14 protein-coding genes are annotated in these 26,680 nt (G+C 34.8%); 6 read left to right on the top strand and 8 right to left on the bottom strand.

Annotation, left to right across the window (positions count from 1 at the left end; translation table 11 throughout):
* Positions 1–198: 198 nt before the first annotated feature.
* Positions 199–1,668 (bottom strand): MFS transporter, encoded by a 1,470-nt coding sequence (locus tag LXH21_RS16480; protein ID WP_239868496.1) that lies wholly within the window; start codon positions 1,666–1,668, stop codon positions 199–201.
* Between the two features lie 741 nt (positions 1,669–2,409).
* Here LXH21_RS16480 and LXH21_RS16475 point away from each other — a divergent pair.
* The gene (locus LXH21_RS16475) at positions 2,410–2,841 is read left to right on the top strand and encodes a TerB family tellurite resistance protein (RefSeq protein WP_239868494.1); all 432 of its coding nucleotides are present in this window, start codon (positions 2,410–2,412) and stop codon (positions 2,839–2,841) included.
* A gap of 70 nt (positions 2,842–2,911) precedes the next feature.
* Here the strand turns inward: LXH21_RS16475 and fbp are convergent, their stop codons facing one another.
* Complete coding sequence (gene fbp, locus LXH21_RS16470; RefSeq protein ID WP_239868491.1) at positions 2,912–3,925, bottom strand: class 1 fructose-bisphosphatase; 1,014 nt, start codon at positions 3,923–3,925, stop codon at positions 2,912–2,914.
* Positions 3,926–4,073: 148 nt separating this feature from the next.
* Between fbp and LXH21_RS16465 the strand changes: the two genes are divergently transcribed.
* The 3 genes from LXH21_RS16465 (at position 4,074) to LXH21_RS16455 (ending at position 9,405) form a co-directional block, all read left to right on the top strand.
* Positions 4,074–4,550, top strand: a complete 477-nt coding sequence (locus LXH21_RS16465; protein WP_239868488.1) for a GNAT family N-acetyltransferase — start codon at positions 4,074–4,076, stop codon at positions 4,548–4,550.
* Positions 4,551–4,573: 23 nt separating this feature from the next.
* Positions 4,574–5,833 (top strand): aspartate kinase, encoded by a 1,260-nt coding sequence (locus LXH21_RS16460; protein WP_239868485.1) that lies wholly within the window; start codon positions 4,574–4,576, stop codon positions 5,831–5,833.
* Positions 5,834–5,970: 137 nt separating this feature from the next.
* A complete protein-coding gene (locus LXH21_RS16455; protein WP_239868481.1) occupies positions 5,971–9,405 on the top strand; it encodes a hypothetical protein in 3,435 nt (1,144 codons plus the stop codon).
* Positions 9,406–9,532: 127 nt separating this feature from the next.
* Here LXH21_RS16455 and LXH21_RS16450 read toward each other — a convergent pair whose 3' ends face one another.
* From LXH21_RS16450 to LXH21_RS16440, 3 genes are read right to left on the bottom strand one after another with little or no spacing between them, the layout of a single operon-like run.
* On the bottom strand, positions 9,533–11,476 hold the full coding sequence (locus LXH21_RS16450; protein WP_239868479.1) for an OmpA family protein: 1,944 nt from the start codon (positions 11,474–11,476) through the stop codon (positions 9,533–9,535).
* Positions 11,477–11,492: 16 nt separating this feature from the next.
* Complete coding sequence (locus LXH21_RS16445) at positions 11,493–12,422, bottom strand: PorP/SprF family type IX secretion system membrane protein (protein ID WP_239868476.1); 930 nt, start codon at positions 12,420–12,422, stop codon at positions 11,493–11,495.
* A 54-nt stretch (positions 12,423–12,476) separates the two neighbouring features.
* A complete protein-coding gene (locus LXH21_RS16440; RefSeq protein WP_239868474.1) occupies positions 12,477–19,055 on the bottom strand; it encodes a DUF7507 domain-containing protein in 6,579 nt (2,192 codons plus the stop codon).
* Between the two features lie 366 nt (positions 19,056–19,421).
* Between LXH21_RS16440 and LXH21_RS16435 the strand changes: the two genes are divergently transcribed.
* Both LXH21_RS16435 and LXH21_RS16430 read left to right on the top strand, forming a co-directional pair.
* Entirely contained in the window at positions 19,422–20,900 is a 1,479-nt protein-coding gene (locus tag LXH21_RS16435) for a sensor histidine kinase (RefSeq protein WP_239868471.1), read from the top strand.
* 11 nt (positions 20,901–20,911) lie between these two features.
* Positions 20,912–21,550 carry a response regulator gene (locus LXH21_RS16430; protein WP_239868467.1) on the top strand — a complete coding sequence of 213 codons (639 nt, stop codon included), beginning with the start codon at positions 20,912–20,914 and terminating at the stop codon, positions 21,548–21,550.
* 145 nt (positions 21,551–21,695) lie between these two features.
* Here LXH21_RS16430 and LXH21_RS16425 read toward each other — a convergent pair whose 3' ends face one another.
* From LXH21_RS16425 to LXH21_RS16415, 3 genes are all read right to left on the bottom strand, one after another.
* Positions 21,696–23,639, bottom strand: a complete 1,944-nt coding sequence (locus LXH21_RS16425) for an OmpA family protein (RefSeq protein ID WP_239868464.1) — start codon at positions 23,637–23,639, stop codon at positions 21,696–21,698.
* 16 nt (positions 23,640–23,655) lie between these two features.
* Positions 23,656–24,585: a PorP/SprF family type IX secretion system membrane protein gene (locus LXH21_RS16420; protein ID WP_239868461.1), complete on the bottom strand. Its 930-nt coding sequence runs from the start codon at positions 24,583–24,585 to the stop codon at positions 23,656–23,658.
* A 54-nt stretch (positions 24,586–24,639) separates the two neighbouring features.
* On the bottom strand, positions 24,640–26,680 hold a 2,041-nt coding region (locus LXH21_RS16415; RefSeq protein ID WP_239868458.1), incomplete at its 5' end, for a gliding motility-associated C-terminal domain-containing protein.

Here is a 26,680-nt window from a genome sequence, read left to right as displayed (position 1 = left end):
TGTGCCGTCTTTACTATGATACATCATGAAAAACATATTATAACAGTAATTGGTGGTAAAAGTATAAGCATAAAAAAACCACTCTAAAAAAGAGTGGCTTCAATGTGATTTATAATTCAAATTACAATAGTAGTATCATAAAATGAGCCAAGCTATTGTAATATCAAAAGTTATATTATATATTTTCGAACCTTAAAATTAATGACCTCCACCTTCTGATTCAACATGATAAACACCTTGTTTTTTTAATATTCTAGGACAGTAAAAACCGTAGAACGATAAATAGGCAAATCCTAAAAGAGGAACAACATATGAAAAGTGGGTCCATGAAATACCAAAGATTCCCTCAGGGCTTGTCAAATCAATATCACAAATACTTCCTTGTACAAGTGGGATCACACCACCACCAAGAATCATCATGATTAAAAAAGATGATGCTTTACCTGTGTTTTTTCCTAATCCTGCGATAGCTAAATCAAAAATAGACGGCCACATAATCGACAAGAATAACCCTCCAGAGATAAAGAAGAATTTTGCAATCTCTTTATCTGGATATATTAAACCAATAAACATCATAGCTAAACCTGATAATCCAAAAAGCATCAATGTTTTACCTGCATTCTTTCCACCCACAAAACTTACCAGTATAAAGATAAGAATCCAAATTGGGTAAATATAAAAAGCTGAAACGTCATGCTCTGCAAATATATTCGCACCTATAATAACTCCAAATGCTATAGCAGGAACAATAAATTTAAGTGCAGTGTTTACCAAGTTGGATGTGTTAAATACATTGACACCACCATTCCAACGACCAATCATTAAACTACCCCAATATAAGGCTATAAAGGGTGCAATAGATTCCTCTAGAATACCACCAAATTCTGCTGTGTGTAGTAGAGCTGGTAAATTACTGATAATCGTTACTTCTGTACCAACGTAGATAAATATTGCCAACATCCCTAAGTATAATTGTGGGTAATCCATGATGCTAAAACCTTTTAGAGATTTATCAACCACTACCACTTCCTCCTTTACAGGATCTTCAATTTTTGAAACTAACATAAATATTGCTACTGCAATAAAAGCTATACCCAATATGATAAAAGGCATCTTAATATCTTCTAGTGATAATGCTGTTTTTTTATTGTCACCCATTCCAAATATTGCGATTCCTAGTAGAATAGCCCCTATCGTTGTACCAAATGAATTTACTCCTCCTGCTAATGTCAAACGGTGCGCTCCTGTAACAGGACTTCCCATCTTGATAGCAAGTGGATTTGCTACAATTTGCTGAATAGAAAATCCTAATCCAACTGTAAACAAAGCGGTCAAAAAGAAGGGAAAACTTTCCATAGTTGCCGCTGGAATGAATAAAAAGGATCCAATTGCTGAAAGTATTAAACCTGCTGAGAGTGTTTTTTTATAACCAAATTTTTGAAGCACATCTGATTTAAGCGAGATTAAAAAGAAAATCATTGACCCAACAAAATAGGCTGCATAAAATGCCCAAGCTACTAATTGCGATTGCACTTGAGATAAAGTAAAGACTTTTTTAAATACTGGAATTAATATATCATTGGCAGAGCCAACAAATCCCCAAAAGAAGAACACTATAACTAACGATATAAACTGCCCCCATTTGGTTTGTACATTTTCTGAATTCATAATTGATTTAGTTGGTTAGTTCTTTTTATAAAAATTTAAATTCTGTTTAATATCGTGTTGCTTGCTTCTTAAAATCAGTTAAGGAAATATTTTCTACTTTTATTACTGTGTATTACAAATAATATAATTTCAAATTAAAGTATTTTCTCTGAACTTCTAAGCATTATGCAATTCCACTTTACATAATTTTTAGCCTAATTTTTTCTTATATTAAGCAATATTAAGTATATTTTTTTCATATTCATATTTAAACACCTATACAAAATCTTATCATTAGCACATTAAGCACTATACACTACCTTATCACTAACTGTATAACAACCTATAATTAAAGCAATTAATACAAAATATATCGTTGCTATCACTTTAAAAAGAGATTAACATCAAAGAATTTATTGTTTTCTCTTTTTATTTTTTAACTTTTTATAAAACAAAAATAGTAATTTTTCTTACTAGTGATTTTTAAAATACTACTGTAAGAAAGTCTCTGTTCTTTAATTTACATATATTTCAGTTTTTACAAATAGACTACCTTAGTAAGGCATCATGGTCAATTACAAAATAACGTCAATAACAGGTAACATTTTCAAAAATGCATTGTATTCGCAAATTATTAACCCTCATTACTATAGCAAAAAACTATTATTTTACTGCGAATTTAGATATCTCATAAAATTATAGTGATTTGAATTTAAAGAAATAAAAATTAATTTATCTTTGCGCTATATAAAAACAATAATTATGTCATTTTCAGATTTATTTGATAGCGAATTCAAGCAAAGAAACAAAGGTCACTTTTCTTCTATTGTTCGCCTTGCTTTAGCCGACGGTATATTAGCACCAGAGGAGAAAAACTTTTTAGACAAACTTGCGACTAAACTTGAAATTTCAGCTTCTGAGTTCGAAGAAATTTTAGCTAACCCTGCAGGTTACCCGATAAACCCTCCGTATTTATACACACAAAGATTGGAGCGTTTGTATGACTTGGCTAGAATGGTACATGTAGATCACCATTTGGGAGACAAACAAGAAACGATTTTAAAGAAAATTGCAATCGGTCTAGGATTTACTCCAAGTAACGTAAACTATATTATTGCAAAAGCATTATCACTAGTAGACAAAAAAGTAGATTTTGATACTTTTGTTTATGAAATGCAAAATATGTACAAATAACATTTTGTAATACAGCATAAAAAAAAGCTCTTGAAAATTTCAAGAGCTTTTTTTGTAGGTATAAATGGAACTATTCTTTGTTTGCATTTTGCATAAATTCTTCTGCTTTTTCGACCATATTATAAGATCCGCAGAAAAAAGGAACCCTTTCGTGTAATTCGTTAGGTTTGATTTCCATGATACGTTTAAATCCATCTGAAGCTTTTCCTCCTGCTTGCTCTGCGATAAACGCCATTGGATTACACTCATATAATAAACGTAATTTTCCTTGTGGGGCTTTTGAGCTTGTTGGGTAAATATAAATTCCACCTTTAATCATGTTTCTGTGTATATCAGAAACCAAACTTCCGATGTAACGTGACGTATACGGACGGTCTTCCTCTTCAGACTGGCAGTATTTAAGATAGTCTTTTACTCCTTGTGGGAATTGAATATAATTTCCTTCATTAATAGAATAAATATTTCCATCTTTAGGAAATTGCATATTTGGATGAGAAAGATAAAACGTACCAATTGCTGGATTTAATGTAAATCCGTTCACACCACAACCTGTAGTATACACTAACATTGTCGAAGTACCGTAGATGACATAACCTGCAGCTACTTGACAAGTACCTGGCTGAATAAAATCTTCTAATTGAACAGGAGTTCCAATTGGAGTAATTCTTCTGTATACAGAGAAAACAGTTCCTACAGAGACATTTACGTCAATATTTGAAGATCCGTCAAGAGGATCCATTAGTACGATGTATTTATTTGAGTGTTTGTTATCACTACCACGAACCGTGATAAAATCATCGTTTTCCTCAGATGCAATTCCGCAAACAATCTCACGATTGATTAACGTTTGAATAAATACTTCATTGGCGTAGACGTCTAATTTTTGCTGGTCTTCACCTTGTATATTCTGTTCTCCTGCAGCTCCAGTAATATCTACCAAACCTGCTTTGTTCACTTTATAGCTAACCACTTTGGCTGCCAAGCGAATAGAATTGATAATTCGAGATAATTCTCCAGATGAATATTGAAAAGCATTTTGATTCTCAATAATAAATTCTCCGAGTGTTTTGTTGCGTTCTTCCATTTAAGAAATCGTTGTAGTTTGTTTGAAGTCACAAATATCGGTTTTTTTGTGAAAAGGAAAATAATAAAACCAACCTAATTTGTTAGTATTGTATATTTGTCAAATAATAATTTAACAGAATGTTATAAAAATATAAAAAACAGTCCAAATGGTCATTAGAAAAGGAAACTCAAACGATATGGAAGCAGTTCTCGAATTAATTCAAGAATTGGCTGATTTTGAAAAAGAACCAGATGCAGTAGAAATTACTGTTGCAAACTTGAAAGCAGATGGGTTTGGTTCCAATCCTTTGTTTGAACTGTTTGTTGCAGAAAAAGATAGCAAAATCATTGGAATGGCACTCTACTATTATAAATACTCTACTTGGAAAGGAAAAAGTATTCATCTAGAAGATCTGATTGTTACTGAATCTGAACGAGGAAATGGTATTGGAAACATATTATTAGAGCAAATGGTTGCACTAGCACAAGAAGAAAATATAAAGAGATTGGAATGGAATGTTCTAGACTGGAATACGCCCGCCATTGAATTCTATCAAAAGTTTGGCGCCGAAATATTAAAAGAATGGCAGCTCGTTCGCTTTGATGAAGCTAGACTTAAAAATTTTACCAAAAAAAATAATTAAAAATATAAAATTACAATTAAAGCATGAGAGTATTTAAATTTGGAGGTGCCTCTGTCAAAGATGCAGATGGAATCAAAAATGTTTATGATGTTTTACAGAAGGTTGGTTATGAAGATGTATTGCTTGTAGTTTCGGCTATGGGAAAAACCACCAATGCATTGGAAGTGGTAATTAAAAACTACTTTGAAAAATCACCTTTACTACAATCATCTGTTCAAGAAGTAAAAAAATACCACAACCAAATCCTTTTGGATTTATTTGAAGACGAAAAACACGATGTTTTTAATGCGGTAGGGAGTCTTTTCTCTGACCTAGAATTTTTCTTGTCGCATAACAAATCACCCAACTACAATTTTGTCTATGATCAAGTTGTAAGCTTTGGAGAATTAATTTCGACTACAGTACTAAGTCAGTATATGTCATTTATGGGCATTCAAACGCAATGGCTTGATGTACGTAATTTTATTAAAACTGATGCAAATTATAGAGATGCCGAAGTTGATTGGGATTTGACACAGAAGAATATTTCGAAAAATGTAAAAAGAAAAATCTTAAACGTAACTCAAGGTTTCTTGGGTTCTGATGAGAATAATTTTACGACTACATTAGGTCGTGAAGGTTCTGATTATACTGCTGCCATTTTTGCCTATTGCTTAAATGCAGAAAGTGTTACTATTTGGAAAGATGTACCTGGAGTGATGAATGCCGATCCTAGATATTTTGAAAACGCAAGTTTACTTAATCAAATATCTTATAGAGAAGCAATTGAATTGGCATTTTACGGAGCTACTGTAATTCACCCAAAAACATTACAGCCATTACAAAAAAAGGAGATACCTCTTTATGTAAAATCTTTTATCAATCCATTGTTAAAGGGAACTGTTGTGTCAAAAGGTGTTGCACTAGAGCCTTACCTACCTTGTTTTATTGTAAAAAGAGACCAATTGTTGATTTCTCTTTCTTCTATTGACTTCTCCTTTATAATGGAAGAAAATATTAGTGAAATTTTTGCTTTGTTTCATGAGTTTAAAATTAAAGTGAATTTAATTCAGAACTCTGCCATTAGCTTCTCTGTTTGTGTGGAAGATAAATTTGGAAATTTTAAAGATCTAAATGCTGTACTATCAAAAAAATTCAAAGTAGACTTTAATGAGCATGTTACCTTGTATACTATTAGACACTTTAATGATCTTGCCGCAGAAATGGTAGAAAAAGATAAAATTGTAATCTTGAAACAAGTAAGCACAGAGACAATGCAAGTTATCACGAGTGAAAAACAATAAATTTTAAGAAGCACTCTTATATTGAGTACGACACAAAATAAATAAGGGCTATTTTACTTCTTTGAGGTAAATAGCCCTTTTACATTATATAATACTCAAGAATATACTACTTTTGACATATTGACGTTATAAGCGCTATGTTAAAAAAGCTTCTTTTTTATATACTTGTACTCTCCTTTTCTTGCATCAGTGCACAAGAGAGTCACTCTTTGTATAAAATAAAAAAGATCGCTGTTACAAAAGACACCATTCACATTGAAGAATTTAGCATTAATCCTGCGCAATTCAAATTAACTACTACTCAAAATCAAATCATTGACAGCACAAGCTATATTGTTAATTATGTAAAAGGCACACTAATTCTAAAAGATGTTTTTTTTGATTCGAAAGAGGATTCGCTTTCAATACACTACTTTAACTACCCCAATTTTTTGACTAGAAAATATCAGATTTATGATGAAAGCAGTGTCGTATCAACAGATATTTCAAACCAACCCGTTTATAGAATAGGTAGTCAAAACACAAATAAAAGCCAACCATTTGACGGTCTTAATACTTCGGGAAGCATAACTCGAGGCGTTACTATTGGTACGAATCAAAATGCTGTTTTAAATTCTAATTTAGATTTACAAATTACAGGAAAAATATCTGAAAAAGTTAGTCTACGTGCCTCTTTACAAGACAGCAATATTCCAATTCAAAATGGAGGTTACTCCCAAAAGCTGGATCAGTTTGATAATATTTTTATGGAATTGTACAGCGACCAATGGAACATAAGGGCAGGAGATATTTTTCTCGAAAATCATAAAACACAATTTTTAAATTTTAATAAAAAAGTACAAGGACTTGCAGCCAATTTTGATTTTGGCACAGAAGAAAAGAATACAAATGTATTTGCATCGGCTTCATTGGTAAAAGGACAATATGCCAAAAGTACTTTTGCAGGAACCGAAAGCAATCAAGGACCTTACAAATTGATAGGACAAAACGGTGAATTATATGTGTTGGTTATCTCCGGTTCAGAACGTGTTTACGTAAACGGACGTCAATTACAAAGAGGTGAAAATAATGACTACACGATAGATTACAATGCAGGTGAAATTACATTTACATCATTATTTACAATTACGTCTGAGATGCGCATTGTAGTCGAATATCAATATAGTGACGCCAACTTCACGCGTTTTGTTACTTATGCAGGTGCATCACATCACGAAGATAAGTGGAGTTTGGCAGCTTACCTTTATTCTGAAAATGATATCAAAAACCAACCAGTTCAGCAAACACTTTCGACAGAACAAGTCCAAACCTTAGCGCAAGCAGGTGATAATACAAATTTAATGACATCGCTATCGGCATATAGAGATACTTATTCTGAAAGCAAATCGTTGTACATTCAAAAAACAGATCAAGAAATCACTTATTATGAATATTCGAATAATCCAGATGCCGAACTTTATAATGTTTCTTTTAGTCTTGTAGGGAATAATAACGGAAATTATACCTTACTCAACAGTTCAAGCATTAGTAAAATTTATCAATATGTTCCACCTATCAATAACATTTTGCAGGGGAACTACGAACCAATAACTCAATTAGTAGCACCGGTAAAAATTCAGATAGCCGACTTTGTAGGGAAATACAATCCGTCTGAGAAGACAATAGTCGATTTTGAAATTGCAGTTAGTAACAACGATAAAAATTTGTTTTCGACTCTTGATGATGATAATAATCAAGGAGTAAGCGCACGAATAAATGCAAAGCAACGTTTGTATTCTAAAGGTTTGAATATCGACGCTTTTGCAAAATACCAGTTTATTCAAAAAGATTTTAGCTCTGTAGAACGTTTGTACAGTATTGAATTTGATAGGGATTGGAATATAGAATCAACGTTATTTGGTAATCAAAGTTTACTTACATCGGGCTTGAACTTTGAATTACAACCACATCCAAACTCGACAAACAGGGCTAATTTTACTTATCAATTCGAAAAGTTAGATTTCTCTAACTCATTTTCAGGAAGTAGGCACTCTCTAACTGGAATTTTTCAGGTAAAGAACTGGAATTTCAGCTCAGAAGGTAGTTATTTAAAAAGTGATGCTACCGAAAGCACATCTACTTTTATACGAAATCAAGCCCAAGTGCGCTACCATTTTGGTAAGAATTGGGTAGGTGCCAGTAATCGCATTGAAGACAACCAATCAAGGAACAAAGCAACCAATGTCTATGCATCCTTGAGTCAGAGATTCAACGAATTTGGTGTTTTTGTAGGTCGTGGTGATAGTACAAAAGTTTACGTAGAATTAGGAATTTTGAAAAGATCAAACGATAGTATCCAAAATTCAATTTTACAAAGAGTCAATAATTCGAACTCTTATTTTTTAAAATCGAAATTACTACAAACCAATACCAGTGATCTAACTGTTTATGCGAACTACAGAATTTTGGACTACAATGATCCTTCAATTGAAAAAGAATCTACACTAAACTCTCGAGTTGTGTTCAACGACCGTTTCTTTAATCAATTGATACAAACGACAAGTACATATGAAACCAATTCGGGTTCTTTATCTCAGCAGGAATATACTTTTGTAGAAGTAGATGCAGGTCTGGGTGTATACATGTGGAATGATTACAACAATGATGGCATTCAAGAATTGCAAGAATTTGAGATTGCCCCATATATTGATCAAGCCAAATATATTCAAGTCTATTTGCCAAACTTACTTTTTATCAAAACACATCAAACCAAATTTTCTCAATCTTTGATTATCAATCCAAGTCAATGGCAAAACAAATCAAACTTGTTAAAGTTGGCCTCGCATTTTTACAATCAGACTAATTTCTTGATCAATCGAAAAACGAGAAATAACGGAGATAATTTCGAATTAAATCCTTTTGCTAATTCTTCTGAAGATGTATTGGGGTTAAGTTCTAATTTCAGCAATAGTTTGTTTTACAATCGAGGCAAACAAAATCATTCTGTAACCTATACCTATCTAGGAAATAAGTCAAAAAATTTACTTTCGAATGGAACTCAGGAAACAGAAAACAATTCCCATCAATTACAATATGCTCACTTGTATCATAAAAGTTGGCTGTTCAGTTTCTTTACCAGAAGCATTAATACGAGTGTAAATTCCGAAAATTACCCCCTCAAAAATTATGAGGTGACAGGGTATCAACTGGCTCCAAAAATTAGTTATTTATTTTCGAAAAATACCAGTTGGGATATTTTTTATGAGCTACAAAATAAGGAAAATCAAATTGGTAATTTGGAAACATTAGTTCAAAATAGATTTGGAACCTCTGTATCTTACTCCGGTAAAAAGAATTTTACGATGAATGGAGAAGTTTCATTTTATGAAAATAATTATACTGGTAACGAATTTTCGTCTGTAGGTTTTCAAATGTTAGAAGGTTTGCAGACGGGTCAAAATATTGTATGGAAACTTTTATTACAAAAAAATATCACTCAGTTTCTCGATATCAATTTGAATTATTTAGGTCGAAAGAGTGAGACCACTTCTATGGTTCACACGGGCAATGTACAGTTACGAGCCTATTTTTGATAACTAGTATTAGATATTAAAAATCTTTGTTATTTAAATTTCTACTTTAGTTGTAATAGCGATTGATAAAATATAGAAAAAGACCATTTTCACAAATGGTCTTTTTCTGTTTCAGTATCAAAAAGTATTAATCAATCGCAGTAACGATAAACTCACTTCTTCTATTTAATTGGTGTTGTTCCTCAGTACAACTAGATTCATTGGTTGGCTCGCAACCACAATCATTTATCAATTGTTTTTCACCATATCCTTTTGCTGTTAATCTACTGGCCGCAACACCATTTTTAACTAACCAAGCCATCGTAGATTTTGCTCTCCTATCAGACAAACTTTCATTGTATTTTGCTGTTTGTCGGCAATCTGTATGTGATCGAATATCAATTTTAACTGCTGGATGTTGGTTTAAAACATCTAATATTTTCTCTAATTCTACAACAGCATCTTCTCTTATAAATGATTTATCCAGGTCAAAGTAAATCATCTTTATATTGAAACATTTCGCTAAATCGGTCCCCACTACCAAATGACATCCGTCTTTTGTCAATTTCAGTGGCAAGGTTGATGTGCCCGATTGGTTTGGAATTATTGTAATATCTTCATTCGAATCATAATGTTCTTTCTTAGCTTCTACCACATAAGTTCGACCGCAGTCTACGGTAAAGGAATAATTTCCATTAGCATCAGTGGTCACATTCAGCAGCGGTTTATGGTCTTTGTCATATAAATTAACAATTGCATTGGGTATGATCGCATTGCTTTCAGCATCACTTATTACCCCTGATAAGGTTTGCTTGCAAAGTATCTCGCTAAATTTATAGATATCATCATAACCATGTCCTCCTGGTCGATTAGAAGTAAAAAATCCTATTCTACTTTTGCTATCGATAAACAATCCAAAATCATCCTGCGGACTGTTTATAGGCATGTTCATATTGGCTACTTCTCCAAAAGTAGGTATCGTACCTTCTCCAATCTTCGTATGGTAAACATCCAATCCACCTAAACCTGGTCGACCGTCAGAAGCGAAGAAAAGTTCGTTATCATCGGCTATAAATGGAAAAGTTTCACGGCCTTCTGTATTGACTGCTCTGCCTAAATTCACGGGTGTAGAATAGGTACCATCACTATTTATAGTTACTTTAAAAATATCTGATTGTCCTAGTGTTCCAGGCATATTGGAAGCAAAATATAATTCCGTATCGTCTGGGCTTAATGCAGGGTGCGCAACGCTATAGGAATCGCTGTTAAAAGGTAATTCTATAACATTCTGCCATTTACCATCTACAGCTGTCGCTTTGTAAATCTTTAGCAATGTAATTCGTTCTGCATCTTTTCCTCTCTTACCATCCAAATAGTTATTACGTGTAAAATACATTGTACTACCATCTTTTGTGAAAATCGGTGTGGATTCGTGAAACTTCGAATTTATATTTTTACTGAAGCGCTCCGGTGCGCTAAGTTTTCCATTTGATTGTACTGATGCGCTGTACAAATTGGTAAATGATTGGTTGGTCCACTTAAATACTTTTTTTGAAACTCCTATAGTATCTCGCGCTGAAGCAAAAACTAAATTATTCCCTGAAAATGCAGTTCCGTAATCGGAATATTCTGAGTTGATTCCAGCATCTTCTATCGCAAATCTTCCAGAATTAGATTCGATATCCTCGAGGTAGTTTTTATCCTTGGCATGTAAAATTGCTCTTTGATCTGTTCCTACTTTTTTACTATAAAGAGCAATGATTTCATCTGCTTTGGTATACTCTCCAATCGATTTTAAACTCTGCGAATAACGGTAGCAATATTCCGCCTCCTGGTCTTGGTTCATTGCAAACAATTCTCCATACCAATGCGCGGCTTGAGCAAGGTTGGCATTAAAATAGTAAGCGTTTCCAAGTTTCTGAAACATCTTTTCGTCTTTATATCCCTTAATGGCGACGCGCTCGTAGGTTGCAATGGCTTCGATATAAGCATATTTTTCATATTGTTTATCGGCAGCGGCTACACTTGCTTTCTGCGCAAAATTCTGCTGTACAAAGAGGATTAAAATAATATTGAGTATAATTTTTTTCATGTTTGTCTTTTTAGATTTAAAAGAATCTTGGCGATACAATTCTATCGTATTTGTTGAATAATTCATATCTCAAAAATATCTCATGCGACCCGCTATTGTAATGTGCCAAACGTGTTGTCTCTAAATCATATCCATAACCAATAAACCAAGAATCGGATACCTGAAAACCAACCATACCACTTACAGCTGCACTCCAGCGGTAAGCGCCACCAATAACAAATTTATCATTGATTAAAAAATTGGCAGACAAATCTACTTGAAGCGGAGCTCCTTGCGTTAATTTGGTCAAAAGTGAGGGTTTGAATTTTATATCTCCTGTAAGATCAAACACATGTCCTGCTGTTAAGAAATAATGCAGTCTCTCTTTGGCAATGTAACTGGTCGCTCCATCATTTGCATATTTATCAAAATGTTTGGTCTCTAATATGTTGGGAACCGAGAAACCAATATAAGTATTATCAGAATAGTAATAAACTCCAGCTCCTACATTTGGAGAGAATTTATTATCGATATTATTCTCAAAACTTTGATCTGCCGGACTTAGATAGGTCAGCTTCGTAAAATCAATGTTCAATAGATTAACAGATCCCTTTATTCCAAATGACAAGGTATAATTCTCTGTTGTTTTAATATTGTAAGAGAAATTTACACCAATATCTGTCTCATCTGAAGGACCTATTTTATCATTTAAAATAGATAATCCCAATCCCATATTCCCTCCATTGATTGGAGAATGTATCGAGACATTGTTGGTCACTGGCGCTCCCTCCAAGCCAACCCACTGTGTTCGGTGCAAAGCAAAAATGCTCATCTTCTCTCTCAAACCAGCATAAGCAGGGTTGATAGCCATCGTATTGTACATATATTGCGTAAACTGAGCATCTTGTTGTGCAAAACTTAAACTCGTTACAAGTAACGTAATCAATGTTGCTATTTTGTTTTTCATCTTTTTTATTTTAAAATCTGAGTGATATCAAGAATACCACTCAGAACTTTATTACTATCTGTTTATATACAAGTAACCCGCTTTTTGATGCATGTTCGAATCATTATCTTTATAATTTAAGATGTAGTAATAATTACCTTCTGGTAATTCGGAACCTTGAGATACGGTTAATCTACCTTCTGATACACCTCTAAATGATCGATCACTGTTATTATAGTTTGTACGTTCGAATACCAAAACACCCCATCTGTTGTAAATCTCTAATGTATTGTCTGGATGACACTCTAGTCCTTTGATATAGAACATTTCATTATCTCCGTCTCCATTTGGTGAAACGGCTGTCATCGGTTCTACTTTACAACCGTTTAATTCGATAATTGTCCTATCATCTTCTAATGCACTATCATCATCAGAAAGATCTGAAACAATATTATTTAAACTAGTCGTACCAAATACTTTAGATTGATTGGCTACCATACCGTTTCTAATGTCAGCTTCTGTAAGTACATAAGATGATTTAAAAGTATTAGAATCTGAACCACCGACTGCCAAATTAATACTACCGTTGCTATTGTTATGACCTGTCATAATATCTTCAACCCACACATTAGACAAGGATACATTACCTGTATTGATAACTGTGTAGGTGTATGATATGGATTCTCCTATCTGAGCCAATCCATCACCATTTTCATCTGCAAATGTTGCCTTCATAATTAAAGCAATTTTTGGTGACTGCGTTAATTCGGTCATGGTACATAATGCACAACTAGGATTTACTGGACATGTACTACAAATTGTAGGATCTGTAGACTGAGCTGTTATTATAGGAGTACCAATTACTGGCGTATTAGCTGTTACCGTTGCTAAATTATATACAATACCGGCATCCATATCTTGCTGCGTTATGCCATGTGTTGCTGTGTATGCTGTGCTATTAACTGCATTAACTTCCATAATTGGTATTGCAACACCATTCACTATGGCATTATTATCCTCAACTGTCACATTGGTCAAGACTGTGTTACCTGTATTTCTAATTACAAATACATAATTAATATTATCCCCGACATTTGTTATACCATCTCCATTTGTATCTTGATAAACACCGTCTTTAGTAATGCTTATCGAAGGAGACTGAGCCAGTTGTGTAATCGTTGGCGTGTCATTACCTATCGCTGTTCCAGAAATATCTGCCACATCGTTATTCGCTGAATCTTTACCAGTCGCTTCAGCTGAATTAACTATTTGTCCTCTATTAATATCAGATTGAGTGATTGTATAGTTACCTACGATTGAACTACTGGTCTCTCCTGGATTTAAAGTTAGAATCGAAGAAATAGGAAGAGTTAATCCAACCATTGGGTCTGATATAATAATATTACTAATAATACCAGTACCTAAGTTAGTCACAGTAAATGTATATTTTACATTTGAACCAATGGATATTGGACTTACTAACTCTGCCGTTTTCACAAGAGCAATCCTATTATCTATTGGAATTGTTGTGATCGTACTGTCGTCATTATCCACTGCAGTTCCCGATATGTCTTCTACCGTATTACCATCGCCATCTTGTCCTGTTGCAATTGCGGTATTGGTCACATGTCCTAAATTAAGATCGGCTTGGGTGATGGTATAGCTTCTTGTTGCAACTCCAACTTCTGTTGGTGCTAATACGCTTGGCGTTAATGCTACATTGGTTGCACCCAGTTTTGCATCATTGATTACAATGTTGTTTACAGATACATTTCCGGTATTGGTTACCGTAAAGGTGTAAGTGATTACATCTCCTACTTTGGCTTTAGTTGGGTCTCCGTTGTAAACGGCTGTTTTTACAAAGGCTAATTTACCATCGGTAGGAATTGTTGTGACCGTACTGTCGTCATTATCCACTGCAGTTCCCGATATGTCTTCTACCGTATTACCATCGCCATCTTGTCCTGTTGCAATTGCGGTATTGGTCACATGTCCTAAATTAAGATCGGCTTGGGTGATGGTATAGCTTCTTGTTGCAACTCCAACTTCTGTTGGTGCTAATACGCTTGGCGTTAATGCTACATTGGTTGCACCCAGTTTTGCATCATTAATTACAATGTTGTTTACAGATACATTTCCGGTATTGGTTACCGTAAAAGTATAAGTGATTACATCTCCTACTTTGGCTTTAGTTGAGTCTCCGTTATAAACGGCTGTTTTTACAAAGGCTAATTTACCATCGGTCGGAATTGTTGTGATCGTACTGTCGTCGTTATCCACTGCAGTTCCCGATATGTCCTCTACCGTATTACCATCGCCATCTTGACCTGTAGCAATTGCGGTATTGGTTACCTGCCCTAAGTTAAGGTCCGCTTGGGTGATCGTGTAGCTTCTTGTTGCAACTCCAACTTCTGTTGGTGCTAATACGCTTGGTGCTAAAGCTACATTGGTTGCGCCTAATTTTGCATCATTGATCACAATGTTGTTTACAGATACATTTCCAGTATTGGTTACCGTAAAAGTATAAGTGATTACATCTCCTACTTTGGCCTTGGTAGGGTCTCCGTTGTAAACGGCTGTTTTTACAAAGTCCAATTTACCATCGGTTGGAATCGTTGTGACCGTACTGTCGTCATTATCCACTGCAGTTCCCGATATGTCTTCTACCGTATTACCATCGCCATCTTGACCTGTAGCAATTGCGGTATTGGTTACATGTCCTAAGTTAAGGTCGGCTTGGGTGATCGTGTAGCTTCTTGTTGCAACTCCAACTTCTGTTGGTGCTAACGTGCTTGGCGCTAAGGCTACATTGGTTGCGCCCAGTTTTGCATCGTTGATTACAATGTTGTTTACAGATACATTTCCAGTATTGGTTACTGTAAAAGTATAAGTGATAACATCTCCTACTTTGGCCTTGGTTGGGTCTCCGTTGTAAACGGCTGTTTTTACAAAGGCTAATTTACCATCGGTCGGAATCGTTGTGATCGTACTGTCGTCATTATCCACTGCAGTTCCAGATATGTCTTCTACCGTATTACCATCGCCATCTTGACCTGTAGCAATTGCGGTATTGGTTACTTGTCCTAAATTAAGGTCGGCTTGGGTGATGGTATAACTTCTTGTTGCAACTCCAACTTCTGTTGGTGCTAATGTGCTTGGCGCTAAGGCTACATTGGTTGCGCCCAGTTTTGCATCGTTGATTACAATGTTGTTTACAGATACATTTCCAGTATTGGTTACTGTAAAAGTATAAGTGATTACATCTCCTACTTTGGCCTTGGTTGGGTCTCCGTTGTAAACTGCTGTTTTCACAAAGGCTAATTTACCGTCGGTTGGAATTGTTGTGATCGTACTGTCGTCATTATCCACTGCAGTTCCAGATATGTCTTCTACCGTATTACCATCGCCATCTTGTCCTGTTGCAATTGCGGTATTGGTCACATGTCCTAAGTTCAGGTCGGCTTGGGTGATCGTGTAGCTTCTTGTTGCAACTCCAACTTCTGTTGGTGCTAATGTGCTTGGCGCTAAGGCTACATTGGTTGCGCCCAGTTTTGCATCGTTGATTACAATGTTGTTTACAGATACATTTCCAGTATTGGTTACTGTAAAAGTATAAGTGATTATATCTCCTACTTTGGCTTTGGTTGGGTCTCCGTTGTAAACTGCTGTTTTTACAAAGGCTAATTTACCATCGGTCGGAATTGTTGTGATCGTACTGTCGTCATTATCCACTGCAGTTCCCGATATGTCTTCTACCGTATTACCATCGCCATCTTGACCTGTGGCAATGGCGGTATTGGTCACATGTCCTAAATTAAGGTCGGCTTGGGTGATCGTGTAACTTCTTGTTGCAACTCCAACTTCTGTTGGTGCTAATACGCTTGGTGCTAAAGCTACATTGGTTGCACCCAATTTTGCATCGTTGATTACAATGTTGTTTACGGATACATTTCCAGTATTGGTTACTGTAAAAGTATAAGTGATTATATCTCCTACTTTGGCTTTAGTTGGGTCTCCGTTGTAAACTGCTGTTTTTACGAAAGCTATTGCAGGATCTTGACTCAGCGGCGTTGCTGTACATGTAGGGCAAACTGGATTTATTGGACAAGTAACACATGGAGTCGGATCTGTCGATGTCGCTGTAATAACTCCTCCAAAAGGTGTTGCAGCATTAACTGTTGCTAAATTGTAAACTACTCCAGCATCAACGTCAGCTTGAGTAATAGTGTAGTTTGCAGAATATGAAGTTGTATTACTAGTTCCAGCTGCCAAAACACCTATTGGAGTTCCTACTACTGTTGCATTATCATCTGTCAATGTAACATTTGTGAGATCAACAGCACCAGTATTATTAATTCCAAAAGTATAATTGATTTTATCTCCAGCATTGGTAATACCATCTCCATTTTCATCAGTATAAACACCCTCTTTTGTAAGTGTAATAGATGAATTGCATTGTAGATTACCTGTTCCTCCATCATTGCTATTAGCGGTATTTACAAATGCACCATATACATTGATCGTATTTATTACACTAGCAAGTGAATTTACTGATAATCTTATTTCGTCAAAGGGAGAATCAGCAATAAAACCTACATTATAACCTCCAGGTCCTGAGCCAAGAATTACGCCTCCTAGTAGTCCTAAATCGATCAGACTATTACCCGATTTTGATTCTTGAAATACACCGTCATTATATAAACTTATTGTTAATGATTGAAACAAATTTAACTGTAACAAAGTATTATTGTCAAATATTTTAAAACCTGCAAATGTACCTTTTGGATATGTGAACAACTGATCTTTTACCGAAACAGAACCACTAGAAGAAACCGCCGCCGTTAAAGTTATGGTTGCAAAATCGGTATTACTTGAAGTTAATAAATTATCAGTATCATTGACGGCACATGCGACACAAGCTAAGCCATCAATACCTGAATTACTTCGATTGATAACAACAGGGAAATCTGGATTTGATAATTCATATGAAGTATTACAGGCAACAACTGGAGCACATAATTTCTGAAAAATAGCATTGTAAACATTTACTGTTCCAAGATTTACGCTAGCTAAATTTTGAAAAACAATCTGAACTTCATCAAAATCTTTTGAAGTAACAAATCCTATTGTTTGTTTACTAGTCCCGACTAATAAGCCTGTCCCTACAGAGATTAAAGCTCCACCTCCCGACTCACTATCTTGTAAAATACCATTTAAATATGTATTTACAGTAACCGCGTCTAATGCATTTACATTTAATAATGAAGGGTTTTCAATAGCATAGCCTGCAAACGTACCTGCTGGATAATCGGTTATTTGATCCTTTACAGAAAGACTAGCACTTGTCCCCACCCCCACGGCTAAATTTACAGAGGCAAAATTTGTTGGATCTGCATCTACCAAATTGTCCTGACCACTTATATCACAAAGCAAACATGCAACTCCATTAATTCCAGAATTTACTGAATTCACAAAAACAGGATACTCTGGCGACGTCATGGCTGTTTTTACATTACATGACAAATCTGGACCAACACAAAATTTCTGAAAGATCGCACTGTAAATTCGAGTAGTTCCTAAAGAGACATTTAAAGCCTGATTGATCGTAAACTTAACTTCATCAAAGTCTTTGGTAGTGATAAATCCAATTTTATTTCGACCTGTAGCATTTAATAATGAAGTACCAACTAGAAGATTACTTCCTGAAAATTGTTCTTGATAAATTCCATTTAAATAGGTAGCTACAACAACATTACCTAGTGCTCCAATGCTTAGTAAATTTGTGTTTTCAATTTCGAATCCCGCAAATGTTCCAGCAGGGTAATCTGTGATTTGATCTTTAATAGCAATATTTCCCGTAGCTAGTAATCCAACTGTTAAGTTTATAGAAGCAAAATCTGATGTGCTAGCACTAACTGCATTATTTGCGTTGGATACGCTACCAACACTTATACCAGATATTCCAGTATTTGCGGCATCGATAATTACAGGAAAGTTGGGTAAACTCATTACCGTGCTTTCATTACAGTCCAATGTGGGTCCCGCACAATATTCTCTTATTACTGCGTGAAAAATATTTGTTGCTCCACTTGTAAGTGCAGTACTTAATTCAATACTAATTTTATTAAAGGGCATAGTAGCATTTCCACCCAATATATAATTACCGCCGTCCAAAAGTGATAATAAACCTGCAGTTTCAAAGGTATTCGTTAATGTGTTACCATTATATAATTTAATTTTAATCCCACCTAGTAGGCTGACCAAGTTTGAGCTCTGGATTTTAAATCCAGCATAAGTACCCGCTGCATAAACGGTATTACCATCTGTTATCGTGAGTGTATGAGTGGCTAATACGCTGACCGCTCCAAAATCTGCGGTCGCATAATTAGTCGTAGAAGGATCTATCAAGCGATTTGCATTATCTATGCTACAACCTAATAAAGATGTACAAACACCCGAAGATACAGAAGTAACCGATAAATCGTCAAAATTGCTATTTGTGAAAGGAACTGGCGCATCTGAGTTACACTGTGCATAAATACGTGGCGCAGATAAAATTGCAGCGAAAAGCATTATTACATAGCATAACTGCATCTTCATTCTAATGATTCTTTTAGTAATTCCTTTTTTAGAATGATTGTATTTTTTTGACATAATCAATAGATTTAATGGTTACCCTAGAAGCATACTGGCCGGATTTCTGCAATTTATACTGCAAAACTTATCGTACTTCGACCTTATGTACCTTTGTGTTTTAAATCAAAATTAACATAACTTTAAAACAATATTTAGAATTTATACTAAACAAAATACTACAAATACCTAAATATAAAACGATATTATTATCGTAAAATTTCGAGGGGGTACTAGATTAATTCCTACATATAATTTAGAATTATTTGATAAAAAAATGTTATATTTGAGATAATCCTCTTATTATTTATTAAAAAGTAGTACGTCTAATTTTAAAAAATCTATGGTTTGTAATTTCAAAATCTGATTTAAATTAATCCTTCTTTGATGAAAAAAAAATATATTTCGATCTACAAAAACATTAAAGAAACAGAGTCTAAACATTTAATTATCACAATATTATTCTCTTGTGCAATGTTGATAGTGACCAATTATTACACTCTCAAAACTTTGTCAGCTACAAGAGCTTATATAAGCGGTGAGTCACATTATTCAAAGGGCCATAATAAAGCAGTTCGAAATTTAATCACCTATTTATTTACAACAGAAGAAGAATACTGGCAATTATTTAAAAAGCATCTATCAGTACCGCAAGGTGATGAGACTGCTAGACTCGCAATGCAAAATGGTAAAGACATTACGATTATTAAAAAAGGATTTTTGGCAGGAGAGAATTCAGAGGATGATTTAAATGATATGATTTGGCTATTTCAGAATTTTCAATCGTTACCATTCCTAAAAAAATCAATTGGTGAGTGGGAGAATGGAGATAGGTTAAACAGAGAACTTTACCAATTGGGATTAGAAATTCATCAGCAAATTGATAATAATGAAAGCTATAATTCAGAAAAAATACTCACCGATATTCATGCAATAAGCAATGAGATTAGCATAAATCAGGATTCTTTTTCGCAATCACTAGGAGATGGGACACGCCAAACAAAAAAGTATTTATTTTTTATAAATGGACTTTTAATTATGTTTATAATTGGTTCCATTTCATTATACTACAATGGAACTATTAAAAAAATCTTAATATCAAAACAGAAATTAAGCATTCAGAAAAAACATTTGCAGAATATTATTAATGATTTAGAGAAAACAAAGGAGAGTCTTTCGACAGAAATTATACAGCACAAAAAAATCATTGGAACCATCAGTCATGACATCAGAAGTCCTTTAAAATACATTCAATTAATTGCAAAGCATTTATCTAGTGAAACTAAGAAAAAAGAAGATCCTATTTTACATAAATATGCGACATCAATTCATAAATCATCTTCGCAACTTTATCAATTTACGAAAACCTTAATTCAATATTCAAAAATATACATCGAGGATAAGCAATATGTCCAAAAATCATATTCGGTACACAACTTAATTGAGAATAAGAAAACATTTTTTGAATACATTGCTCGTAACAATGATGTTGAAATAATTAATACTACAGATGAAAATTTAATTTCAAAAGTAAACATTAGAATTCTTTCTATCATTATACATAACTTACTAGATAATGCTATAAAAAATACCCATAATGGAACTGTGAAAATTGGAGCAGAAGCGAATGAAGGTAAAATTATTTTCTGTATTAAGGATACAGGAATTGGTATGAATCAAGACATCATAGATTATTATACAAATCTTTTTAATAACCGCGACCCAGAGAAATTAATTCTAAGTACTTATGGTATTGGTTTGCACCTTGTATTAGAATTATTAGTAATTATACGAGGAGAAATTTCTTTTTCTAGTAAAAAAAATGAGGGGACGACAGTTATGATTAAACTTAATCATATTCACTAAAATCAAAATATATGCAAAAAGAAATACTAATTGTAGATGATCATGTTGTAGTTAGTAGTGGAGTGTCGATAATTTTAGGGCAAAAATTTAAGGGGTTCAACATCTATACTACCGAAAATTACAATCAAACATTAAAAACATTAAAAAGCAAAAAAATTGATCTAATCATCTTAGACATTAATATTCCAGGTGGTAAAAATACTGATATGATTCACGAATTAAAGAGTATTCAACCTGATATTAAAATTCTAATTTTTTCTGTATACAATGAAGAAACACATGCTTGCCCTTACATTGTAGCGGGGGCCAATGGTTATTTAAACAAACTGAGTACCAAAAAAGAAATTACAAAAGCTGTAGATACTATATTAAAAACAGGCTCTTACTTAACTCCTACAATTCTACAATCTCTTATTGATAATTCTACCAACAAAGAAAGTGCAAATCCACTTGATAAATTATCAATGCGCCAAAAAGAGATTACTGAGTTGCTAATTCAAGGTGATGGTAATATTGAAATAGCTAATAAATTGAGCATACAACTAACGACAGTTAGCACTCATAAAAATAAAATATTCAATAAACTTAAGATTAAAAATATTGTCGAACTGATAAGCTTGTTAAACAAACCTCCTGGATTAAATTTTTGATTCCAATCATTCGCTTTATTTAAAATTTTAGATTTCGATGATACTTATTGTATCTATTAGCTAAGCAAGCTTATCAAATAACAATTACATAAAAAAAAAGACCATTTTCACAAATGGTCTTTTTCTGTTTCAGTATCAAAAAGCATTAATCAATCGCAGTAACGATAAACTCACTTCTTCTATTTAATTGGTGTTGTTCCTCAGTACAACTAGATTCATTGGTTGGCTCGCAACCACAATCATTTACCAATTGTGTTTCTCCATATCCTTTGGCTGTTAATCTATTGGCCGCAACACCGTTTTTAACTAACCAAGCCATCGTAGATTTTGCTCTCCTGTCAGACAAACTTTCATTGTATTTTGCTGTTTGTCGGCAATCTGTATGTGATCGAATATCAATTTTAACTGCTGGATATTGATTTAAAACATCTAATATTTTCTCTAATTCTACAACAGCATCTTCTCTTATAAATGATTTATCCAGGTCAAAGTAAATCATCTTTATATTGAAACATTTCGCTAAATCGGTCCCCACTATCAAATGACATCCGTCTTTTGTCAATTTCAATGGCAAAGTTGATGTGCCCGATTGGTATGGAATTATTGTAATATCTTCATTCGACTCATAATGTTCTTTCTTAGCTTCTACCACATAAGTTCGACCGCAGTCTACGGCAAAGGCATAGTTTCCATTAGCATCAGTGGTCACATTCAGCAGCGGTTTATGGTCTTTGTCATATAAATTAACAATCGCATTGGGTATGATCGCATTGCTTTCAGCATCACTTATTACCCCTGATAAGGTTTGCTTGCAAGGTATCTCGCTAAATTTATAGATATCATCATAACCATGTCCTCCTGGTCGATTGGAAGTAAAAAATCCTATTCTACTTTTGCTATCGATAAACAATCCAAAATCATCCTGCGGACTGTTTATAGGCATGTTCATATTGGCTACTTCTCCAAAAGTAGGTATCGTACCTTCTCCAATCTTCGTATGGTAAACATCCAATCCACCTAAACCTGGTCGACCGTCAGAAGCGAAGAAAAGTTCGTTATCATCGGCTATAAAGGGAAAAGTTTCACGGCCTTCTGTATTGACTGCTCTGCCTAAATTAACGGGTGTAGAATAGGTACCATCACTATTTATAGTTACTTTAAAAATATCTGATTGTCCTAGTGTTCCAGGCATATTGGAAGCAAAATACAATTCCGTATCGTCTGGGCTTAATGCAGGGTGCGCAACGCTATAGGAATCGCTGTTAAAAGGTAGTTCTATAACATTCTGCCATTTACCATCTACAGCTGTCGCCTTGTAAATCTTTAGCAATGTAATTCGTTCTGCATCTTTTCCTCTCTTACCATCCAAATAGTTATTACGTGTAAAATAGATTGTACTTCCGTCTTTTGTAAAAATCGGTGTGGATTCGTGAAACTTCGAATTTATATTTTTACTGAAACGCTCCGGTGCACTAAGTTTTCCATTTGATTGTACTGATGCGCTGTACAAATTGGTAAAAGATTGGTTGGTCCACTTAAATACTTTTTTTGAAACTCCTATAGTATCTCGCGCTGAAGCAAAAACTAAATTATTCCCTGAAAATGCAGTTCCGTAATCGGAATATTCTGAGTTGATTCCAGCATCTTCTATCGCAAATCTTCCAGAATTAGATTCGATATCCTCGAGGTAGTTTTTATCCTTGGCATATAAAATTGCTCTTTGATCTGTTCCTGCTTTTTTACTATAAAGGGCAATGATTTCATCTGCTTTGGTATACTCTCCAATCGATTTTAAACTTTGCGAATAACGGTAACAATATTCCGCCTCCTGGTCTTGGTTCATTGCAAACAATTCTCCATACCAATGCGCGGCTTGAGCAAGGTTGGCATTAAAATAGTAAGCGTTTCCAAGTTTCTGAAACATCTTTTCGTCTTTGTATCCCTTATTGGCGACGCGCTCGTAGGTTGCAATGGCTTCGATATAAGCATATTTTTCATATTGTTTATCGGCAGCGGCTACGCTTGCTTTCTGCGCAAAATTCTGCTGTACAAAGAGGATTAAAATAATATTGAGTATAATTTTTTTCATGTTTGTCTTTTTAGATTTAAAAGAATCTTGGCGATACAATTCTATCGTATTTGTTGAATAATTCATATCTCAAAAATATCTCATGCGACCCGCTATTGTAATGTGCCAAACGTGTTGTCTCTAAATCATATCCATAACCAATAAACCAAGAATCGGATACCTGAAAACCAACCATACCACTTACAGCTGCACTCCAGCGGTAAGCGCCACCAATAACAAATTTATCATTGATTAAAAAATTGGCAGACAAATCTACTTGAAGCGGAGCTCCTTGCGTCAATTTGGTTAAAAGTGAGGGCTTGAATTTTATATCTCCTGTAAGATCAAACACATGTCCTGCTGTTAAGAAATAATGCAGTCTCTCTTTGGCAATATAGCTCGTCGCTCCATCATTTGCATATTTATCAAAATGTTTGGTCTCTAATATACTGGGAACTGAGAAACCAACATAAGTATTATCAGAATAGTAATAAACTCCAGCTCCTACATTTGGAGAGAATTTATTATCAATATTATTCTCAAAACTTTGATCTGCCGGACTTAGATAGGTCAGCTTCGTAAAATCAATATTCAATAGATTAACCGATCCTTTTATTCCGAATGACAAGGTATAATTCTCTGTTGTTTTAATATTGTAAGAGAAATTTACACCAATATCTGTCTCATCTGAAGGACCTATTTTATCATTTAAAATAGATAATCCCAGTCCCATATTCCCTCCATTGATTGGAGAATGTATCGAGACATTGTTGGTCACTGGCGCTCCCTCCAAGCCAACCCACTGTGTTCGGTGCAAAGCAAAAATGCTCATCTTCTCTCTCAAACCAGCATAAGCAGGGTTGATAGCCATCGTATTGTACATATATTGTGTAAACTGAGCGTCTTGTTGTGCAAAACTTAAACTCGTTACAAGTAACGTAATCAATGTTGCTATTTTGTTTTTCATCTTTTTTATTTTAAAATCTGAGTGATATCATGAATACCACTCAGAACTTTATTACTATCTATTTATATACAAGTAACCCGCTTTTTGACGTCCATTTGACTCGCTATCTTTATACTTTAGAACATAAAAATAAGTCCCTTCTGGCAACTCTGCCCCTTGGGACACAGTAACTCTACCTTCTGAAACACCTTTAAAGGCCCTATCGTTATTGTTATAATTTGTACGTTCAAAAACTAAAACTCCCCAACGATTATAAATCTCTACTGTATTATCTGGAAAACATTCTAAACCTCTTATATAAAAAATATCATTGTCCCCATCACCATTCGGCGAAACAGCAGTTAGTGGTTCAATCACACAACCTGTAACACCTAATACGGTAGGTTCATCTCCTACATTATCGGCATTATCAGACCTATCTGTTACGACAACTCCTTTTGGAGATGTACCCTCAACTATAGCTTGATTTTCTACAGAACCATTGTTTATATCATCTTGCGTTAGAGCATAATCAGCATAGTAAGCTGTAGTATTTACTTCTCCTGGGTTAAGAACTGGGATTGGAGAACCGTATAATTTAATATTAGGTAATAAATCAGTAATCATTACATTAAATAATGGAACATCACCTTGATTACTAATTTCAAAAGTGTACCTAATTGTTTCCCCTGCTTGCGCGAAACCATCATTATATTTATCATCAGTAAATACAGCTGTCTTTATTAATGAGATTTTTGCATTTTCTAATAATGTTAAAGTGATTGTTGCAGGACTCAAATCTACTAGTCCTCCATTATCAACTGCTGCAATTAAGAAAGTGGCAGTATCTAATGAATAAAGTAAATCTGGAGTAAATTTAATCTGAGAACTTTGAGCTACTGTTATGTATTGACCTGCCACTATAGGAATACCATTAAGAGTTAATACGCCAGATAATGGATTTGGTAAACTTGTAACTAAATAGCCACTGATAGCACCATCTGCATCTGCTCCGGTAAAAGGAGAGATTGTCTGCCCTACTCCATTTTTAAACAAAGTAATTGAGATATCATTTGTCGTTGGTGGTGTATTGGTCACTGGGATAGTAACTGAAGATGGTGTTGCATCAACTGCTCCATCATTATCCGTTGCTGTGTATGCAAACGTAGCATTGCCCGTAAAGCCCGGTGCTGGAATAAATGTTAATCCTGCAGCTTGCGTTGGAGTTAAAACCGTTGCAGTTGTCACTGGTGTTATTCCATCAGCTAAGTATAAAACTCCTTGCGAAGCCAATGGCAAAGTTGTAACAATATAACTTGCTATAGTACCATCTGCATCAGTAGCCGTTAATGCTGCAACTGCTTTGGCAGATCCGTCATTTACTATACTTGGAGAAGCTGTTAATGTCGCAACTGGTGGCGTATTCGCTAACGGAATCGTTACCGTTGCTGGTGAAGCATCTTCTAATCCTCCGTTGTCTCTAGCTGCTACGGTGAAACTTGTCGTTTCCCCTGCAAAGTCCGCTTTTGGTGCGAATGTTAATCCTGCTGCTTGTGCAAGCGTTAACTCTTGGTTTAATGTAACCGCTGTTGTTCCGTCAGCTAGGTATAAATTACCCGATGCCGCTGATGGTAATGTTTTGACAATATAAGCAACTACTGCGCCATCTGTATCTGCTCCTGTTAATGCAAGTAGACTTTGTGCCGTATCGTTTTTTGTCAACGTTGTAGCCGTTTTATCATCTGTCGTTGGTGGTGTATTGGTCACTGGAATTGTAACTACTGGTGGTGTGGCATCAACTGCGCCATCATTGTCAGTCGCTGTGTATGCAAACGTAGCATTACCCGTAAAGCCCGGTGCTGGAATAAATGTTAATCCTGCAGCATCCGTTGCACTCAATAAAGTACCTGCTGTAACTGGTGTTGCTCCATCATTTAAGTATAATACTCCTTGACTTGCCAATGGCAATGTCGTTACACTATAACCTGTTGTAACTATCGTCCCATCTGCATCAGTAGCCGTTAATGCTGCAACTGCTTTGGCAGATCCGTCATTTACTATACTTGGAGAAGCTGTTAAGGTCGCAACTGGTGGCGTATTCGCTAACGGAATTGTT

The organism is Flavobacterium algicola, from assembly GCF_022399565.1.
Classification (GTDB): Bacteria; Bacteroidota; Bacteroidia; order Flavobacteriales; family Flavobacteriaceae; genus Flavobacterium; species Flavobacterium algicola.
Note: the sequence above shows the minus strand (reverse complement) of the source record. Positions and strands in the feature narration are given on the sequence as shown.

Bases quoted from the DNA above. Each gene is read 5' to 3' on its own strand.
- LXH21_RS16480 (WP_239868496.1), bottom strand. From the start codon at position 1,668: ATGAATTCAGAAAATGTACAAACCAAATGGGGGCAGTTTATATCGTTA.
- LXH21_RS16475 (WP_239868494.1), top strand. From the start codon at position 2,410: ATGTCATTTTCAGATTTATTTGATAGCGAATTCAAGCAAAGAAACAAA.
- fbp (WP_239868491.1), bottom strand. From the start codon at position 3,925: ATGGAAGAACGCAACAAAACACTCGGAGAATTTATTATTGAGAATCAA.
- LXH21_RS16465 (WP_239868488.1), top strand. From the start codon at position 4,074: ATGGTCATTAGAAAAGGAAACTCAAACGATATGGAAGCAGTTCTCGAA.
- LXH21_RS16460 (WP_239868485.1), top strand. From the start codon at position 4,574: ATGAGAGTATTTAAATTTGGAGGTGCCTCTGTCAAAGATGCAGATGGA.
- LXH21_RS16455 (WP_239868481.1), top strand. From the start codon at position 5,971: ATGTTAAAAAAGCTTCTTTTTTATATACTTGTACTCTCCTTTTCTTGC.
- LXH21_RS16450 (WP_239868479.1), bottom strand. From the start codon at position 11,476: ATGAAAAAAATTATACTCAATATTATTTTAATCCTCTTTGTACAGCAG.
- LXH21_RS16445 (WP_239868476.1), bottom strand. From the start codon at position 12,422: ATGAAAAACAAAATAGCAACATTGATTACGTTACTTGTAACGAGTTTA.
- LXH21_RS16440 (WP_239868474.1), bottom strand. From the start codon at position 19,055: ATGTCAAAAAAATACAATCATTCTAAAAAAGGAATTACTAAAAGAATC.
- LXH21_RS16435 (WP_239868471.1), top strand. From the start codon at position 19,422: ATGAAAAAAAAATATATTTCGATCTACAAAAACATTAAAGAAACAGAG.
- LXH21_RS16430 (WP_239868467.1), top strand. From the start codon at position 20,912: ATGCAAAAAGAAATACTAATTGTAGATGATCATGTTGTAGTTAGTAGT.
- LXH21_RS16425 (WP_239868464.1), bottom strand. From the start codon at position 23,639: ATGAAAAAAATTATACTCAATATTATTTTAATCCTCTTTGTACAGCAG.
- LXH21_RS16420 (WP_239868461.1), bottom strand. From the start codon at position 24,585: ATGAAAAACAAAATAGCAACATTGATTACGTTACTTGTAACGAGTTTA.